Origin of the sequence: Tabrizicola oligotrophica (genome assembly GCF_011008935.1) — a bacterium.
Taxonomy (GTDB): domain Bacteria; phylum Pseudomonadota; class Alphaproteobacteria; order Rhodobacterales; family Rhodobacteraceae; genus Tabrizicola_A; species Tabrizicola_A oligotrophica.
In genome coordinates this window covers 48,680-66,204 of record NZ_JAAIVJ010000011.1, presented here as the reverse complement: position 1 = coordinate 66,204, position 17,525 = coordinate 48,680, and the positions used below count along the sequence as shown (strand labels likewise).

Sequence of the window (17,525 nt, the reverse complement as noted above, 5' to 3'; positions counted from 1 at the left end):
TGCCTCCTGCTCTTTGATCATCCCGATAATCTGCGCTTCGGTGAAACGGCTTTTCCTCATGTCGTCTGCTCCTTCAGGTTGGGCAGACTCTACATCACAGCGAGGGAACTTCCGGGGGGCAGGTCACCAGCCACGCCTCAAGATCATCGAAGACCGGGGCGGCATGGGCACGGCGGAGTTCGGCGCGACGGTCTGCTGGCGACCCTCTGGCCTCTTTCTCGACGGCATAGAGTTGGGCGATCCGGCCCATGGCCTCTTCGGCGATCGGGGAGCCCTGCGACCGGTGGATGTCGACGAACTTGCGCCGGACATGGGCCATGCAGGCAACTTCGCGGATGGTGCCTGATCGATAGAGATCCTCGAACCCGGCATAGCCATCGGCGTGCATCCAGCCACGGAAGCGGGCGAGATGGTCCTTGGGATGTTGGCCCCTTCGGTCGCCCGAGAAGCGATACCAAGCCGCGGGTGGAGCATCCCCGCCCCAGGGGCGCTCGTTGCGGGCATAGGTCCAGAGCCGAGCCGTCTGGGTCTTGCCGGTGCCGGGAGCGAGCATCTGCACCGGTGTGTCATCGGCGAAGATCGCCTCGGCCGACAGGACATGGCGCCCGATGGCGTCAGCGAGGGGTTCCAGCAGTGCCGTGGTCTTGCCGACCCAATCGGCCAGGGTGGAGCGGTCGAGATCGAGGCCCTCGCGGTCGAAGATCTGGCTCTGGCGATAGAGGGGGAGATGGTCGGCGTATTTGCTGACCAGCACCTGAGCCAGGAGGCCCGGCCCCGGGCGGCCGCGTTCGATCGGGCGCGACGGCAGTGGGACTTGGACGAAGCGTTCGCAGCAGGCGCAGGTAAGGCGCGGCCGCACGATCCGGTTCACGATGAAGCGCCCGGGGACATACTCCAGTTCCTCGGTCACATCCTCGCCGATCCGGCGCAGGCGGCCGCCGCAATCGGCGCAAGCCTCGGCACCGGGGCTGAGTTCCACCTCCATCCGGGGGATGTGGTCCGGGATCGGGCGACGCTTGGGTTTGTCCTTCTCTTCGATGTCCGGCAGGCGCATCCGCGCGGTCATCGCCGCCGCCGCGATCTCGCTGGTCTCGAGTGCAAGTTGCAACTGCTCTGCGGTTTCGGATGACGCGCCAAACCGGTGCGCCCGGTGTCCGGCCAGCTGGTGCCGCAGCTTCTCGATCAGGATCGCCTGTGCCTTCACCTCGGCCAGAAGCCGCGCGGTAAAGCTGCGCAACTCCTCGGGGTCGTCCGGCAAGGTCAGGGTCTGAGTGAGCATGCCGAGAGTTTATCTTATTGGATTCCTTGTGGGAATCCTTCGATCATCGGCCCTGCAGATTATCCCGCCGCCAGAGGCCGCCAGGTCCGTTCCGGGGCTCGCCAGTCGATCCCTTCCAGAAGCATCGACAATTGTGCAGGCGTCAGCGCCACCTTGCCCTCCTTGACCGAGGGCCAGACGAACCGCCCCCGCTCCAGCCGTTTCATGAACATGCAGGCGCCTTGCCCGTCCCACCAGATGACCTTTACCAGATCGCCACGGCGGCCCCGGAAGACAAACAGGTGCCCGGCGAACGGGTCCTGCTGCAGCACCGCCTCAGCCTGAGCCGCCAGCGCCGCAAAGCCCTTGCGCATGTCCGTCACCCCGGCTGCCAGCCAGACCCGCGTGTTGGCCGGGACCGGGATCACGCCGACAGGCCCCGGATCAGCCGCGCCAACGCCTCGGGATCATACCCGCCACTGATCCGCATCCGGTGCCCACCTGCCAACTCGATCTCGATATGGCCGTCGGCCGCAGGCACTGCCACCGGCGCATTCGCCTCCGCGACGATCTCCACCGGCAGAAAGCACGCGACATCGCCCGCGTCAGCATCCGCAAACCGGACATCGCGCAGCCAGGCAAAGACCAGATTGGCGTTCACGTCATAACGGCGGGCTACCTGGCTCACCGACACGCCGGGTACGCGTGTCTGCCCGCAGATCATCCGCTTCTCGTCGTCAGACCAGACCCGACGCTTCCGCCGCTTCGTCACCCTAAACCCCGATAGTGTCCATTATCCGATAGTGGACACTATCCTCTACGCAGCCACATCGGCAGAGCGGTCACGCCGGACGCTTACGACGAGCCCAAGACGGCGGCCCCCGAGGATGCCCCGGAGGCCAGCCAGACAGGCCCTATGCGCGCAGGAGGGGGCGCAGCTTGCAAAGGGTCAGATCGATGAACTCCTGCGCCGTCCTGTCCTCAATCTTCTGGGTCGAGGTGATGGCACGGAGCGCCACCATGAGAAATTCGCTGGCTACAGTCAGGTCATGGATAGCGCCCAAGGCGGGGTCGAATACGGCGCTGGAGGTATTCTTCGTCATATCGTGGTCCTTCCGTGACAGGGTAGGTGCGGAGGCGCTAACGACATTGCTAACGGCTTCGGTGTGGTCGAAAGGGGTCATGCCATCGCCGCCATACGCCCGAGGTGGCGTTCTTCAAGTTCCCGCAATGTTTCGGCGCTGATCCCGATAAATACGGCGCGCAGGGGGACGGTATTGAGATCAATATCAGCCAGCGTCTTGCCTTCACCGCAGAGCCAGCTTTCGGCATAGTCGAGACGGCGCTGGCGCGCTGCTTCCTCGTGTTCAGCAATTTCCCGTTGCAGTTCCATCAGCACGGCTTCGCCATGCGCCGGGCCTTCGCGGCGATAGAGAAGAACCTCCTTGTCTGTCAGTATATCTTCGGGAATAGCCAGCTTCATCGCCATAGACCGCTCCGCTTCCTCAGTGCAGAAACGTCCGAACTCTGCGTCACGCTCGGCCTCCTGTTCTTGCGACAGTCGTAGGTAGGTCCATCCGCGCTCTGCGAGAAAGGCCTTGTCGCGCTCGAATACGCGCGGCCCCTCGGTCTCGTCGATGCGGGCACATTCGAGTTGGTAGGCGGTGGGGTTGACGCTCATTTCGGTTTCTCTTGGCTGCGTTCAACAGCCACATAGGGAGCCTAGCAACAGTTTGGAATCGCCCATTTTTCATGGCATCGGATTTATGTTTTGTGCGTCTGCAAACGCCCGCCAAATATACTTGGGGGTTGCGCGCGCTCTGGCACCTGTTTGTGCCCAAGACTGTGCCCAAACAATAAACCAGATAGTCCGACAGGTGATCCATAAATGTCACATTCGGTGTGTGAGGGGCCGCGCCATGGCATGAAAAAACAGATAGGCGGACACAACGAGTCAGTAATGCTGACCTATCTAAAAGCTACCGGAAGTAGGTGAACCACACGGACAGTGCGGAGCCGATAACCATGCCGCCCATGGCCGCCCAGCAGAACCCCTCTACGATCATCTGAACCATCGCTCACACTCCTTCCTTGGCCCACCGGGCGAGGGCAGCCTGTGCCGCCTCGGGGTTCTCCACTATGCGCCTCACAGCGCCTCTGGACAGCCCCAGTTCCTTGGCGATGGTCAAAGCCCCTGCCCCGTTGCGGTGGCGCTCTAGGACCTGTGCCAACGTCTCCCCGTCATAGCTGGGCTTCCGGCCCCGGTAGGCCGTGATGCTCTCCCGTGCCGCCGCTATGCCCGCCTTCTGGGCCTCTTTGGTGGCCTCGGCCTGTGCCTGTGCGGTGGCCGCCATGAAGGCGATAAGGGCATCCCTGACGGCAGCTTGCATGGGGTCTGTCGTGGCCCCGTCGAAGGTCAGGCCGTTAATCACGGTGCGGATGACCACGCCCTTCCGCATGAAGTGGCGGATGGTGTCGGTCACGTCCTGATAGTTCCGCCCCAGCCGGTCCACCCAGCGCACCACCAGCACATCGCCCCGGCGCAGCATGTCATATAGGCGCTTGCCTTCCGGGCGTTCTGCAAGGGTCGTGCTGACCCCGGAGACGCCGTGATCTGCCACCATGTCATCTATGACGATGCCCGCCGCTTCGGCTTGGACCCTCTGGTGGGCGAGGTTCTGCTCTGCGGTGGAGACGCGGGCGTAGAGGATCGTTGCCATGTCGTTACCCTGTGGCTTCTGATGTCATGGCCTTTGATAGGGTGACCGCAGAGACATGTCAACAGTCAACGACCACAATTCTAGCGACCTCACGGCATGGCCTCTGAGGTATACCCTAGCGACCAGAGGAGGAGGTAGCCGGGGCGACAGCGGGCACAGGGCGGAGAGGCGGCAGCAAGAAAGCGGGGAGGACCACCGGGGGGAATTGCGCAGCCTTCACGGTCGAGTCCTGTCTCTCAGATTTTTCTAGCAAAACGGGACGGGAGGCGATCACATTGCGGCATGTCGCAACCTCAGGAAATGTGAGAAATGTCGTTCAAGTCATTGATAAGCAATACAGCCACGGGAATCCTTATTGGCTGGTCTTCGGCACTCCTGTTCGTATTTGCGGGTATCGGCAGTTCAGAGCATTTCTGGTCAGCCTACGGAACAACCTTAATTACAACTGTGGGAGCGCTACTCGGTGCTCTCCTTGCCGTGGCCGCGGTGATGGCCCAGATCGAAGCAGGAAACGCAATCGAAGAAGGTCGGTTGCGCAGACGAGTCATCGCAGTCCGGGCACTTCTTCCCACTACCCTTTCAGATTGGGCGCACCAGATTGAGGAAACGCTTCGTCTCCTAAATGGCGTTAGGCTGACCGGAGTCCACACCTCACCGCCGGACGGACTTTCAAGCGCATTTCGCCTTGCCGGTGATGCCGCAAAGATCATTTCCGACAACATTGAGGCTGTTGATTTCTGCGACGGCGACCGGCTGGCGAACCTACTACGGCACCAGCAGGTCATTCAGGCAAGGATTCAAGGCTTCGAACAAGAGAGATTTCACCAAGAAACGGTGAATATGCTGATCGCTAACTGTCTCTTGCTTCGCGCATTGGTAAGCGACTGCTTTGACTTCTCTCGAGGAGAGCAAGAGCACATTCCCGAAGCACTTACGCAGACAGACTTCAGCCGAATGGCGCGTGTCCTCTTTAGAACCCACATCATAGGCACACCGCTTGAAGCCTATCTTCACGATTTGGAGGGTCGCGGTCATGCAGAGCTATTCTGACCTGCCCACCTCCTGACGAGAGCGTGAGCTTGACAACTGTGGAGCAAGATGGTGTCTAGGCACACATCTTCACCACGTCAGGCACACAGCCTTGACCGCCGGTTCGGATCAACAGCCAGTCAATGACTTGATATATAATGGACTTCTTGGTTTTCGACTGGCTCAGGTTTGGCACCTACCCGCCTACCGCCGGAGCCAGATCTTCCAACGAAGGCCGCCCGCAAGGCGGCTTTTGTCTTGTCCGGGGCAGGGAAAGCGCATGACCGGCCATCCCGCAGAGCCGACGCAAGCCATGGCAGTCGCGCCGTTCAAGACCCAGCTTCTGAAATGGGTCGGCAGCAAGCAGAAATTCGCGCACGAAATCATCGCCCATTTTCCCGCGCAGTTCGGCACCTATCACGAACCCTTCCTTGGCGCGGGCGGGGTGATGGCGGTTCTGGCGCCGCAGCGCGGGCATGGCTCGGACATCTACGCGCCGCTGATCGAGATCTGGCAGACGCTTTCCACCGATCCCGGCCTGCTGAAAGACTGGTACGCCGCGCGCTGGCACGCCTTTCAGGCCGGCGACCGGACGGCGGTTTACGAAACGGTGAAGGCCCGGTTCAACGCCGCCCCGAATGGCGCGGACTTCCTGTTTCTCTGCCGGACCTGTTACGGCGGGGTGGTGCGGTTCCGCAAGTCGAACGGCCATATGTCCACGCCCTGTGGCAGCCATCCCGCCATGCCGCCCGCCGCCTTTGCCAAACGGGTCGATCTCTGGCACCGGCGGTTGCAGGGCGCGCGCTTTGACCGGCTCGACTACCGCGAGGCGATGGAACGCGCCGCGCCGGGCGATCTGGTCTATTGCGACCCGCCCTACAGCTTTTCGCAAACCATCCTCTACGGCGCCCAGACCTTCCACCTGCCCGACCTGTTCGACGCCATCGCCCGCGCCAAGTCCCGCGGCGTGCGGGTGGCGCTGTCGATCGACGGCACCAAGAAGTCGGGCGGCACCTATTGCGACATCCCGCTGCCCGAGGGGGTGTTCCAGCGCGAGATCATGGTGAACGTCGGCCGCTCGATGCTGCGCCGCTTCCAGATGGGCGGCCAGACGCTGGAAGCCGAAGAGGTCAAGGACCGGCTGCTGCTGACCTACTGACGCTTTCCGTAATAAAGACCGACGACGTGTTCGGCCTCGGCAAAGAACAGCCAGCGCGCGGCGAAGGCGCCGACCAGATGGGCCAGCACCGCCGCACCGGTGGTCGCGGGATGGGCGGGCAGAAACAGGATCAGCGCCGGGATCAGGCAGGCAAAGACCAGCGCGATGACCCGCAACCGGGCCGCATGCTTGCGCCCGACCACGAAAATCATCTCGCGCATCAGATAGTTGCCCGCAGTATGGGCGGGATCGAAGACCGACAGCCGGCCCAGCGGCCCAAGCCCGGTCGCGCTGCCCATGCTGGCCCCGACTTCGGCAAACCGTCGGTCGCCGTAATGCCAATGCGCCAGCAGCGCCAAGGCCAGCAGCGCCAGCAGCAAGGGCGCCACGCCCTGCCCGGTCAGCATCGCGCCGCCGGCAAGGGCAAAGGCGAAGAACTGCGCTGGGGTCGTCCAGTGGTTCCAGCGCGGCACGGTCTTGAGTTGCGCATAGATCATCGAGGTGGTGGCGATGGTCGCCAGCGCCAGTACGGCCCCCGGCACAGCGAAGGCACGGGGCAGGCCAAGGCCCAGCCAGTCCGACAGCGCCACCGGGGCCAGCAAGACCAGCGTTGCAACGGCGGCAAGGCCCTCGCGGCTGAGCCAGCTCGTCCGCCACTGGCTGAAGGCCCGCCAGGCCCGCTCGGGGTGGCCGAGGTGGAAGGTCGAGGCGAGAAGGCCCGCAATGGCAAGGCCATAGCCCAGACCCCAAAGCGCGAAGGCGGGCCATCCGTACGGATGTACAAATACCGCCAGAAAGGCAAGCGCGCCAAAGCCAAGCCCCGACAACACCGTGAAGACAAGGACGGAAGGTGCCGGATGCATCAGATTTTCCCCAGCATGCGGTCCAGCCAGCCGGCAAACCCCGTGGCCTTGATATCCAGAAGCGGCGCCAGCGGGCTGGCGTCCAGTGCGTCCTTCTTGCGCGGCGGCAGATAGCGGTTGACGGGCTTCGTGCCCATTTCGGGCATCAACTCGAACCCGCCACGCTCGGCCGCCAGCCGGCTGACCTTGCTGTCCGGGTCGGCGAAATCGCCGAAATGCCGCGCGCCGGTCGGGCAGGTGCGCACGCAGGCCGGCTCGCGGTCCTCTTCGGGCAGGTTCTCGTTGTAGATCCGGTCAACGCAGAGCGTGCATTTCTTCATCACCCCCGCCGCCGCATCCAGTTCCCGCGCGCCGTAAGGGCAGGCCCAGGCGCAAAGTCCGCAGCCGATGCAGGCGTCCTCGTTGACCAGAACGATGCCATCCTCGGCGCGCTTGTAGCTGGCGCCGGTCGGACAGACGGTGACGCAGGGCGCGGCTTCGCAATGCAGGCAGGAGCGCGGGAAATTCACGGTTATCGCAGCTCTGTCAACGGGTTGCACCTGATAGCTGTGAACCCGGTTGAGGAACGTGCCGGAAGGGTCTGCCCCATAAGGATTCTGATCCGACAGCGGCGCACCATAGCCCTGATCGTTCCAGCCCTTGCAGGCCGTGACGCAGGCATTGCAGCCGACGCAGGTATCAAGGTCGATGGCAAGGCCAAGCTTCTTGTCCGTCTTGGCGGGCAGGCAGGTCATGGCCGCTCTCCTTTCGCCGGTCGCGTTTTCTGCGCACAGAAAACGGGCCGGAATTTGCGCACAAACCCCGTCATGCCCGGTCCCTCCCTTGCGGCACCACCCGCGGCACCGGGCCAAAGGCCGGTTCCGACTGCATCTTCGGCCCGACCTTCTCGATCCTGACGCGCAGGTCGAACCACGCCGCCTGCCCCGTCACCGGGTCAGAGTTCGACAGCCGCGGGCCGCCGTCTTTTGCCGGCAGCAATTCGGAAATCAGGTGGTTCAGCAGGAACCCCGTCGTCACCTCACTCGCGCCCTCGTCCAGCGCCCAGGCGCCCTTGCGCTTGCCGATCGCATTCCAGGTCCAGATGGTCGCCGGGTTCAGCGCCGCCATATGCGCCACCGGCACCGTGATGCCGCCATTCGGCGAAATCACCCGCGCATAATCGCCGTCCTGAAAGCCATGCTCCTGCCAGACATCGGTCGGCAGATAGAGGAAATTCGTGCCGCGGATCTGCCGCAGCCAGGCGTTCTGGGTGCCCCAGCTGTGATACATGTCCATGGGGCGCTGGGTAAGCGCGTGCAAGGGATAGCCCCAGCCCGTCGCCTCGGCGTCGCCGAAGGGCGGATACCATGTCGGCAGCGGGTCCATCGCCTGCTTCAGCCGGGCGCGCAGAGGATCGGGCGGCTGGATCGGGCCGAGGCCTTCGGCCGCGGCCTGAAAGCGCCGCATCGGTTCGGACCAGATGGAAAACAGATAGGGCTGCGGCGTCTCGTAAAGCCCGATCTTCACCGCCCAATCCTGATAACCCGCGTTCCACGGTTTGTAGAACGCCGCCTCCTCGGGCACATGCGCCTGGTAGAAGCCGCCGTTCTCGATATAGCGGTCGATCTGTTCGGGGTTCGGCGCCCCGCGCCCTTCCTCGCTGCCATCGCCGCGCCAGCCGATCAGCGGGCCGACACCGGGGCGGCGCTGGTGGTTCACGATGTAATCGGCATAGTCCGCGAATTTCGGACTGCCGTCCTCGTTCACCATGCCGGGCAGGCCAAGCCTTGCGCCAAGGTCCAGAAGCACCGACTGGAAGCAGCGCACGTCGCGGTCGGGTTCGATCACCGGCCAGCGGATGCTGTCACCCGCCGCATCGGGTTCGGAAATCGGACGGTCGAGAAGGCTGATGCAGTCGTGCCGCTCCAGATAGGTGGTGTCGGGCAGGATCAGGTCGGCATAGGCCACCATCTCGCTGGCATAGGCGTCGGAATAGATGATGCGGGGGACGATGTAGTCGCCGTCCGGCCCCTTGTCGGTCAGCATTTCCATGACCTTTGCCGTGTTCATCGACGAATTCCACGCCATGTTGGCCATGTAGAGAAACAGCGTGTCGATGCGGTAAGGATCGCCGGCATGGGCGTTCGGGATCAGCATGTGCATCAGCCCATGCGCCGAGAACGGGTTTTCCCAGGAAAACGCCTTGTCGATGCGCAGGGGGTTGCCCGCCGCGTCGACCGCCAACTGGTCCGGCCCCCGGACATAGCCCAGATGCGGGCCGGGCAGCGGTTTGCCGGGGGTGGCGATGGCATGCGGCGTCGGGTGCGCGTCGACCGGCTTGGGGTAAGGCGGCTTCAGCCGGTAACCGCCCGGCACCTCGACGGTGCCAAGCACGATCTGCAGCAGATGCAGCGCACGGGCGGTCTGGAACCCGTTGGAATGCGCCGAAATCCCGCGCATGGCGTGGAAGCTGACTGGGCGGCCCGGCATGGTCTCATGGCGGTTGCCGCGGAAATCGGTCCATGCCTGCGGCAGCTCGAACGCCTCGTCAAAGGCCACCCGCGCCAGTTCGGCGGCAAGCGAGCGGATGCGGGCGGCCGGGATGCCGCAGCGCGCGGCCACGGCCTCTGGCGCATAGTCGGGTGAAAGATACCGCTCGGCCATATGCTGAAACACCGTGCGGTTGCCCTTCCACTTCGCGCCGAGGTCAGGCTCCACCCCCTTGCCATCCCAGGGCGCGGGCTGGCCGGTGCGGCGGTCGATCACGAAGGGCTGGCTTTCGGCATTCTTCAGGATCATGCCCTTGTCCGGGCCTTTTTCCACCACCAGCAAGGGCGCGTTGGTGAACTGTGCCAGATAGCTCAGATCCACCTTGCCGGCCTCCAGCAGGCAATGGATAAGGGACAGGATCAACAGCCCGTCGGTGCCCGGCGTGATGCCGAACCAGTCGTCGGCCACCGCGTTATAGCCCGAGCGGATCGGGTTGACGCCGATCACCCGGCCGCCGCGGCCCTTGAGCTTGCCAAGGCCGATCTTGATCGGGTTCGAGTCATGATCCTCGGCGACGCCGAACAGCACGAAAAGCTTGGTGCGGTCCCAGTCGGGCTGGCCGAATTCCCAGAACGCCCCGCCGATGGTGTAAATCCCGCCCGCCGCCATGTTGACCGAGCAGAACCCGCCATGGGCGGCATAATTCGGCGTGCCGAACATCTGCGCCCACCAGCCGGTGAGGCTCTGGCTCTGGTCGCGCCCGGTGAAGAAGGCGAACTTTTCCGGCGCGGTGTCGCGCAGGGGTTTCATCCAGCTGACGGCCAGCGCCAAAGCCTCGTCCCAGCTGATCTCCTCAAACGCCCCCGAGCCACGCGGCCCCACCCGCTTCAGCGGCGCGCGCAGGCGCGAGGGCGCCGTGACCTGCATGATGCCGCTTGCGCCCTTGGCGCAGAGCACCCCCTTGTTCACCGGGTGGTCGCGGTTGCCTTCGATGTAGCTGACCTTGCCCGATTTCATATGCACGTTGATGCCGCAGCGGCAGGCGCACATGTAGCAGGTGGTCCGGCGGATCTCGTCGGAGACGGCGGGCGACAGGTTGAGCTTCGGCTGAGTCATGTCCCCTCGCTTGCGATGACCTGCATCGCCTCGATCGCAATCTGCCGCTCTTCATCCGCCATGACGCGCCAGATGGCGACATGGCTGCCGCTTTTGTGCAGACATAATTGATGTGTCCGGTTGGCCTCCGCGTCAAAGGCAACCCCGGCCCAGCCAAGGCCAGAGAGGATCGCCGCCCGCATCCCGGCATCATTCTCGCCAATGCCGCCGGTGAAGACAACGGCATCAAGGCCCCCCATCGCCGCAATCAGGCTGCCGGCATGGCGGATGGCCCAATAGGCGAAATGCGCGATGGCAAACTGCGCCTCCGGCGTCGCCAGCCCGCGCAAGGCCCGCATGTCGATCGCGCCGCCAAGCCCCTTCAGACCGCTTTCCCGGTTCAGGATCTGCGCGGCACCGTCCACGCCATGACGGCGGGCAAGGTCCAGCACCACCGCGGGATCAAGGCTGCCGCCGCGGCTGCCCATGGTCAGGCCATCCAGCGGCGAATACCCCATGGTCGTGGCGACAGACTGGCCGTTCAGGATGGCGCAGGCCGAAGCCCCGTTGCCGAGATGGAACACCAGAAGCCGCGCCGGCAGGTCGTCTTGCGCGGCCCGCAACTTGCGCAGGATCGCCGCATAGGACAGGCCGTGAAAGCCATAGCGTCGCAGGCCCCGTTCGCGTTCGGCCAAGGGCAGGGCGTAGGTGGTGGCCAGCGCCGGGTTGGTGGCGTGAAAGGCCGTGTCGAAACTGGCGTATTGGGCCAGGTCGGGGGCCAGCGCGGCCAGGGCACGTATGCCCATCAGATTCGCCGGATTGTGCAGCGGCGCCAGCGCGGCACAGGCGTCGATTCCGGCCTCGACTTCGGGCGTCACCCGGCACGGCGCAATCAGGTCGGCCCCGCCATGCACCACCCGATGCGCCGCCGCCCGCAGATCGGCGGCAGAAAGGCCCATCTCGGCCAGACCGGCCTGCAAGGCCGCTTGGTGATCGGCCGCGCCGCCGGCCCCGATCCGCTCGGACCGGGCCTCGGCCACCTGTCGCAGCCCCGCGTCGAACACCGCCAGCTTCAGCGAGGATGATCCGGCGTTGACCACCAGAAGCATCACAGGACCGCCTTGACCAGCCCCAGCGCCGCCAGCCCCGCCAGCAAGAGGATGGCAAAGCGGCGGAAATCCTGCGGGTCGGTGTTGAAGAAATGCCGCCCCCCCAGCCAGTTGCCAAGGAAGGTCAGGGGCAGCACCATGAGGCTGGCCCAGAGCGTGTCCCATGTCACCAGCCCGTGCCAGAAGTAAAGCGGCGCGGAATAGAGATCGAGGATCGGGAAATAGGCGACCAGCGTGGCGCGGAAGGTCGCCGCCGCCATCGGCTGCGCGGCGAAGAAGGCCGCGACTGGCAAGCCCCCCATCCCCGGCGCGTTGGCCAGCCCCGAGACAAGGCCGGTCGCCAGCGTGCCACCGGCGCCGACCTCACGCGCCAGCCGCCAACCCGCCAGCAGCACAAGGCACATCAGCAGCACATAGGCCGAAATCACCGCCCGCGCCCAATCCTCGGGGATCGCGGTCAGCGCCCAAAGGCCGAGCGGCAGACCGACCACCGCGCCGAGCACCAGCCATTTGACGCGCTTCCAGTCCACCTCGGGCCCGACGCCATGCCAGGCCTGAAGCGTCATCGCCGCTTCGGCAATCACCACAACCGCCACAAAATTCAAGGGGTTGGCGACCAGACTTGAAGCAGCGATCACCATCGCCGAATAGCCGAAACCGGAATATCCCCGGACAAAGGCCGCCACCAGAACGGCAGCCCCCATCCACAAGGCGCCCCAAAGCCCGATGTCGAAGGGCAGCGTCATACCTTCTGCACCCGCATGTCGGCTTTGGAAATCCCCGCCACCGCGACCGGCTTTTTCATCGCATCACGGCGGAAGGGCTCGCCAAGTTCCTGATTGATCAGCGCCTCGATCAGCGTGGTCTTGCCATGGGTCATCTGGTCGTCCACCGCCTTGCGCAGGGCGGCGGTCAGTTCGTCCATCGTGCGGGCCTGCACGCCCTGAAGGCCGCAGGCGCGGGCGATGCCGGCATAGGTCACGTTGTTGTCGAGTTCCGTGCCGACGAAATTGTCGTCATACCACAGCGTCGAGTTGCGCTTTTCCGCGCCCCACTGGTAGTTGCGGAACACCACCATGGTGATCGCCGGCCATTCCTCGCGGCCGATTGCGGTCAGTTCCGTCACCGCAATGCCAAAGGCCCCGTCGCCGGCAAAGCCGACCACCGGCACATCCGGGCAGCCGATCTTGGCGCCGATGATCGAGGGCAGGCCATAGCCGCAGGGGCCGAACAGGCCCGGCGCAAGGTATTTGCGCCCCGTCTCGAAGGTCGGGTAAGCGTTGCCGATGGCGCAGTTGTTGCCGATGTCGGACGAGGTGATGACATCCTTCGGCAGCGCCGCGGTGATCGCGCGCCAGGCCATGCGCGGGCTCATCCACTCGGGCTTGGCGGCGCGGGCGCGTTGGTTCCAGCTGGTGCCGGGATCGTCGTCCTCGTGGTCCATGCCGGAAAGCGCCTGCGCCCAGGCCGATTTCTTCTGCGCGATCAGCGCCTTGCGGCCTGCACGCCCGGCATCTCCCGCCGTTTTGGTCAAACGTGCAAGAATGCCTTCCGCGACCTTCTTCGCATCCCCCACAATGCCGACCGTGACCTTCTTGGTCAGACCGATGCGGTTGGGGTTCAGGTCGACCTGAATGATCTTCGCGTCCTTCGGCCAGTAATCCAGCCCATAGCCCGGCAGGGTGGAGAACGGATTGAGCCGCGTGCCAAGCGCCAGCACGACATCGGCCTGCTGGATCAGCTCCATCCCCGCCTTCGAGCCGTTATAGCCCAAGGGCCCCGCGAACAGCGGATGCGAGCCGGGGAAGGCGTCATTGTGCTGATAACCGACACAGACCGGCGCATCGAGACGCTCGGCCAGCGCCATCGAGGCCGGAATGGCGCCTGCCAGCACCACGCCGGCGCCGTTCAGGATCACCGGGAATTTCGCCGATGACAGCAAGGCCGCCGCCTGCGCCATCGCCTCCTCGCCGCCCGAGGGGCGCTCGAACTCCACCACCGCGGGCAGGTCGATATCAATGACCTGCGTGAAGAAATCGCGGGGGAAGTTGATCTGCGCCGGGGCCGACTGGCGCTTGGCCTGCAGGATCACCCGGTTCAGCACTTCGGCCACGCGGCTGGGGTCGCGCACCTCCTCCTGATAGCAGACCATGTCCTTGAAGAGGGCCATCTGCTCGACTTCCTGAAAGCCGCCCTGCCCGATGGTTTTGTTGGCCGCCTGCGGCGTGACAAGCAACAAGGGCGTGTGGTTCCAGTAGGCGGTTTTCACCGCGGTGACGAAGTTGGTGATCCCCGGCCCGTTCTGCGCGATCATCATCGACATCTTGCCGGTGACACGGGTGTAGCCATCCGCCATCATCCCGCCCGAACCTTCATGCGCGCAATCCCAGAACTGGATGCCGGCCTTCGGGAACAGATCCGAGATCGGCATGAAGGCCGAGCCGATGATGCCGAAGGCATGCTCGATGCCGTGCATCTGCAACACTTTCACAAAGGCTTCTTCGGTGGTCATCTTCATGGCGAAACTCCTGTCATGGCGTGGCTGGCCCGCTGTCCGGGCGAGGTCTGCCCCCTGTGTAGCGCCGCCGGCAGGTCCGGCTTAGGGCCAGTCAATTCGGCCCGATAGCGCCAGATGGCCTTGCCGCAACGCAGCATAGGAAACGTCAGTTTCCCACGCCTTTTCAACATCTTACCCAAGACCGCGCGCGATGCCGCTGGCAATCTTGGCCACACCTTCCGGAATCCGCACCGGCGTCGAGGAGGAATAGGCCAGCCGGTAATGGTTGCGCACCGGGCGGGCGGGGTCGAAGAAGGCCCGCCCCGGCTCCAGCAGCACCCCCTCGGCCCGCAGGCGTTCGGCCAGAACCTCGGTGTCCACGCTCTCCGGCGCCTTCATCCAGAACGACGATCCGCCAAAGCCGCCCTGCCCCGCGACGCTCAACCCATGGGTCAGGATCGCCTCCTCCATCACCTGCCGGCGCCGGCGATAGGCGTTGCGCATCCGGTTGATCAGGCTGTCGTAATGGCCCAGCGACAGGAAATAGGCCATGGTGCGCTGGATATGCCCCGGCGGATGGCGCAGCATCATCAACCGGAGCGCGCGGGCGGCCTTGATGAAACTCGGCGGGCCGACGAGATAGCCCAGCCGCATCCCCGGAAACACCGATTTCGAGAAGGAGCCGACATAGACCACCCGCCCCTCGGTATCCAAGGACTTCAGGGCGGGCGAGACGGGCTTCAGGAAGGACATCTCGAATTCGTAATCATCCTCGACGATGACAAAGCCTTCACGCCCCGCCGCGTCCAAGAGCGCCAGACGGCGTTCAAGCGGCATGGTGGCATTGGTCGGGCATTGGTGGCTCGCCGTGGTAAAGACCACATCCACGCCCTTCGGAATGGCGTCGGGGGGCAAACCGTCGGCGTCGATATCGACATTCACCGTCTCGGTCCCCGAGGCGGACAGGATGCCGCGCAACCCGGAATAGCCCGGGTTTTCAATCGCCCCGCGCCGGCCCTGCCCCAACAGCACCTGCGCCGTGATCCACAGCCCGTTCTGCGCCCCGAGCGTCAGCAGCACCTCATCCTCGCCCGCCGCAATCCCCCGGCGCGGCAGGATGGTGCGCAACACATGCTCGATCAGCAGCGGATCGTCGCGGTCGTAGTAATCCTGCGTCAGCGCCGCGAAATCCTTGCGCCCCAGCGCCCGCACGGCGCAAAGCCGCCAGTTCTGGTGATCGAACAGGCTCGGGTCGGCCTGACCATAGATGAAGTTGTGCGGATAGGCCTCCCAGTCAGCCGGGCGGTCGATCTGCGCCAGCCCCTGAAACCGCCCGGCAATCAAACGCTGGAATTCAGCGCTTTCGACCCGTGGGGCGCGCAGCGGCACCTCGGGCGCGCGCGGCGCCGAGTCGGAGACGTAATAGCCCGAGCGGCCGCGCGCCGTCAGATAGTCGGAACTGACCAGCTCGGCATAGGCCAGCGTCACGGTGATGCGGCTGATGCCCAGATGCTGCGCCAGCCCGCGCGACGAGGGCATCTTCTGCCCGGCCCGGAACCGCCCGGCAAGCACGCCTTCGGTGACCATCTGCCGGATGCGCTGCTGCAGCGAGCCGCGCGTGGCGGGGGGCAGGACGAAGGCTTCGGGCGGGATCGACATACTGGCCTCAAATCGCCGATGTGGCTGGACCTATCAAGACTGCGGCCGCCCGCCCCTGTCAAGCGCCGCCGCGGGGGCGCTTCGCCCCCCGCACCCCCCGAGGATATTTGAACCACATTGAAGGCCTTCAACGTGGTGGAAAATAACCTGGGGGAGGCGAAGCCGACAAAAAGGAAAACCCGCGCCCGTGTCTTGCACGGGCGCGGGTGCATTGCGGTCAGACCGGGATCAGCCGAAGACCTTGGTCAGGGCCTTGTCGATGGCGCCGGTGATGGCGTCGATATCGTCGGGCGTCGCGATCAGCGCCGGCGACAGGCAGAGCGTGTTGTTCAGCCCCGGCAAGCTGCGGTTGGTCATGCCGATGATGACGCCCTGTGCATTGCACTCGGCCACGACGGCGGCGACCTTCTTTTCGTCCGCCGGCTCTTTGGTCTTGCGGTCGGCGACCAGTTCGGCGCCGCAGAACAGGCCCGCGCCGCGCACATCGCCGATGACTTTATGCTTTTCCATCAGGGCATTCAGGTTGTCGACCGTCCGCTTGCCCATCCGCAGGGTGTTGTCGAGCAGGTTCTCATCCTCGATGATGCGCATGTTCTCCAGCGCCGCGGCGGGGCCGGAGGTGCAGCCGCCGAAGGTCGAGATGTCGCGGAAATAGCTCATCGGGTCAGCCGAATTGGCCTTGAAGAGATCGAACACTGCCTCGGTCGTCACGGTGCAGGAAATCGCGGCATAGCCCGAGGCGACGCCCTTGGCCATGGTCACGAAATCGGGCTTGATGCCGTAGTTCTGATAGCCGAACCAGACCCCGGTGCGGCCCACGCCGCAAACCACTTCATCAATGTGCAGCAGGACGTTGTATTTCTTGCAGATTTCCTGAACCCGCTCCCAATAGCCTTTCGGCGGAACGATCACGCCACCGCCGGCGGTGACGGGTTCCAGCACGATGGCGCCAACGGTGTCGGGGCCTTCGCGCAGGATGACTTCCTCGATCGCATCCGCCGCGCGCTCGCCATAGTTCTCGACATCCCACTGCTTGCGGTACTCAAGGCAGTGCGGCACCATGACGAAACCGTCCGGGTAGGGTCCGTACTGCGCGGCGCGTTCGGCCTGACCCGAGGTCGCCAGCGCGCCGATGGTGGTGCCGTGATAGTCACGCTCACGGTAGAGGATCTTCCACTTCTTGCCGCCATGCACATTGTGCGAAATCTGGCGGACCATCTTGTAGACCTTCTCGTTCGCCTCGGAGCCCGAGTTCGAATAATAGACGCGGGACATCCCCGGCATCTTCGAGATCAGCTTTTCGGCGAACAGCGCACCGGGAATCGAGCCGCCGACACCGGCAAAGTAGTTCATCTTGACCAGCTGGTCGCGCACTACATTGGCGATCGACTCGCGGCCATAGCCGACGTTCACCGTCCAGACCGCGCCGGAAACGGCATCGATGTATTCCTTGCCCTTGGCGTCCCAGACCCGCAGGCCCTTGCCCTCGACGATCACGCGCGGATCGACGGTCTCGAACATCTTGTGCTGGATCAGGTGGTGCCAGACGTGCTTCTTGTCGGCCTCGACCACGGCCGAGATGTCATTGGCGGATGCGTAGCCTTCCATGGCGTCCCCTCATAGGCAATGCGCCGCGCAAGGCGGCCTGATGATGACTGGCATCATCG

Annotated in this window: 16 protein-coding genes; 2 read left to right on the top strand and 14 right to left on the bottom strand. The window is 64.5% G+C overall.

The genetic code is table 11. The features are described 5' to 3' along the window. Positions 1-94 precede the first annotated feature (94 nt). The 6 genes from tnpC to G4Z14_RS15460 all read right to left on the bottom strand — a co-directional run bounded on the left by tnpC (position 95) and on the right by G4Z14_RS15460 (position 3,978). Positions 95-1,279 (bottom strand): IS66 family transposase, encoded by a 1,185-nt coding sequence (tnpC, locus tag G4Z14_RS15485; protein WP_164627348.1) that lies wholly within the window; start codon positions 1,277-1,279, stop codon positions 95-97. Positions 1,280-1,338: 59 nt separating this feature from the next. Next, entirely contained in the window at positions 1,339-1,686 is a 348-nt protein-coding gene (gene tnpB, locus G4Z14_RS15480; protein WP_164627346.1) for an IS66 family insertion sequence element accessory protein TnpB, read from the bottom strand. After that, positions 1,683-2,030: an IS66-like element accessory protein TnpA gene (gene tnpA / locus G4Z14_RS15475; protein WP_164627344.1), complete on the bottom strand. Its 348-nt coding sequence runs from the start codon at positions 2,028-2,030 to the stop codon at positions 1,683-1,685. The genes tnpB and tnpA overlap by 4 nt, the downstream gene beginning before the upstream one ends. Positions 2,031-2,172: 142 nt before the next feature. After that, complete coding sequence (locus G4Z14_RS15470) at positions 2,173-2,361, bottom strand: hypothetical protein (RefSeq protein WP_164627342.1); 189 nt, start codon at positions 2,359-2,361, stop codon at positions 2,173-2,175. Positions 2,362-2,438: 77 nt separating this feature from the next. Next, positions 2,439-2,939, bottom strand: a complete 501-nt coding sequence (locus G4Z14_RS15465; RefSeq protein ID WP_164627340.1) for a glutathione S-transferase family protein — start codon at positions 2,937-2,939, stop codon at positions 2,439-2,441. 397 nt (positions 2,940-3,336) lie between these two features. Continuing rightward, positions 3,337-3,978 (bottom strand): recombinase family protein, encoded by a 642-nt coding sequence (locus tag G4Z14_RS15460; protein ID WP_164627338.1) that lies wholly within the window; start codon positions 3,976-3,978, stop codon positions 3,337-3,339. Between the two features lie 309 nt (positions 3,979-4,287). Between G4Z14_RS15460 and G4Z14_RS15455 the strand changes: the two genes are divergently transcribed. Together G4Z14_RS15455 and G4Z14_RS15450 are read left to right on the top strand one after the other, a co-directional pair. Beyond that, on the top strand, positions 4,288-5,028 hold the full coding sequence (locus G4Z14_RS15455; RefSeq protein ID WP_164627336.1) for a hypothetical protein: 741 nt from the start codon (positions 4,288-4,290) through the stop codon (positions 5,026-5,028). A 259-nt stretch (positions 5,029-5,287) separates the two neighbouring features. Beyond that, on the top strand, positions 5,288-6,166 hold the full coding sequence (locus tag G4Z14_RS15450) for a DNA adenine methylase (RefSeq protein WP_164627334.1): 879 nt from the start codon (positions 5,288-5,290) through the stop codon (positions 6,164-6,166). On the opposite strand, the gene G4Z14_RS15445 is transcribed toward G4Z14_RS15450, so the two are convergent. The 8 genes from G4Z14_RS15445 to tpa form a co-directional block, all read right to left on the bottom strand. Next, positions 6,160-7,029: a dimethyl sulfoxide reductase anchor subunit family protein gene (locus G4Z14_RS15445; RefSeq protein ID WP_164627333.1), complete on the bottom strand. Its 870-nt coding sequence runs from the start codon at positions 7,027-7,029 to the stop codon at positions 6,160-6,162. The two genes, G4Z14_RS15450 and G4Z14_RS15445, sit on opposite strands and share 7 nt — an antisense overlap. Then, complete coding sequence (locus G4Z14_RS15440; protein ID WP_164627331.1) at positions 7,029-7,763, bottom strand: 4Fe-4S dicluster domain-containing protein; 735 nt, start codon at positions 7,761-7,763, stop codon at positions 7,029-7,031. Before G4Z14_RS15440 ends, G4Z14_RS15445 begins: the two co-directional genes overlap by 1 nt. Before the next feature lie 70 nt (positions 7,764-7,833). Continuing rightward, entirely contained in the window at positions 7,834-10,614 is a 2,781-nt protein-coding gene (locus tag G4Z14_RS15435) for a molybdopterin-dependent oxidoreductase (RefSeq protein WP_164627329.1), read from the bottom strand. After that, the gene (locus G4Z14_RS15430) at positions 10,611-11,702 is read right to left on the bottom strand and encodes an acetate/propionate family kinase (protein WP_164627327.1); all 1,092 of its coding nucleotides are present in this window, start codon (positions 11,700-11,702) and stop codon (positions 10,611-10,613) included. Before G4Z14_RS15430 ends, G4Z14_RS15435 begins: the two co-directional genes overlap by 4 nt. Beyond that, positions 11,702-12,448 (bottom strand): sulfite exporter TauE/SafE family protein, encoded by a 747-nt coding sequence (locus G4Z14_RS15425; protein ID WP_164627325.1) that lies wholly within the window; start codon positions 12,446-12,448, stop codon positions 11,702-11,704. The genes G4Z14_RS15430 and G4Z14_RS15425 overlap by 1 nt, the downstream gene beginning before the upstream one ends. Beyond that, positions 12,445-14,220 (bottom strand): sulfoacetaldehyde acetyltransferase, encoded by a 1,776-nt coding sequence (gene xsc, locus G4Z14_RS15420; protein ID WP_164627324.1) that lies wholly within the window; start codon positions 14,218-14,220, stop codon positions 12,445-12,447. The genes G4Z14_RS15425 and xsc overlap by 4 nt, the downstream gene beginning before the upstream one ends. 171 nt (positions 14,221-14,391) lie before the next feature. Next, positions 14,392-15,858 carry a MocR-like pyridoxine biosynthesis transcription factor PdxR gene (gene pdxR, locus G4Z14_RS15415; RefSeq protein WP_164627323.1) on the bottom strand — a complete coding sequence of 489 codons (1,467 nt, stop codon included), beginning with the start codon at positions 15,856-15,858 and terminating at the stop codon, positions 14,392-14,394. A gap of 228 nt (positions 15,859-16,086) precedes the next feature. Next, a complete protein-coding gene (tpa, locus tag G4Z14_RS15410) occupies positions 16,087-17,466 on the bottom strand; it encodes a hypotaurine--pyruvate aminotransferase Tpa (protein ID WP_164627322.1) in 1,380 nt (459 codons plus the stop codon). Positions 17,467-17,525: the final 59 nt, after the last annotated feature.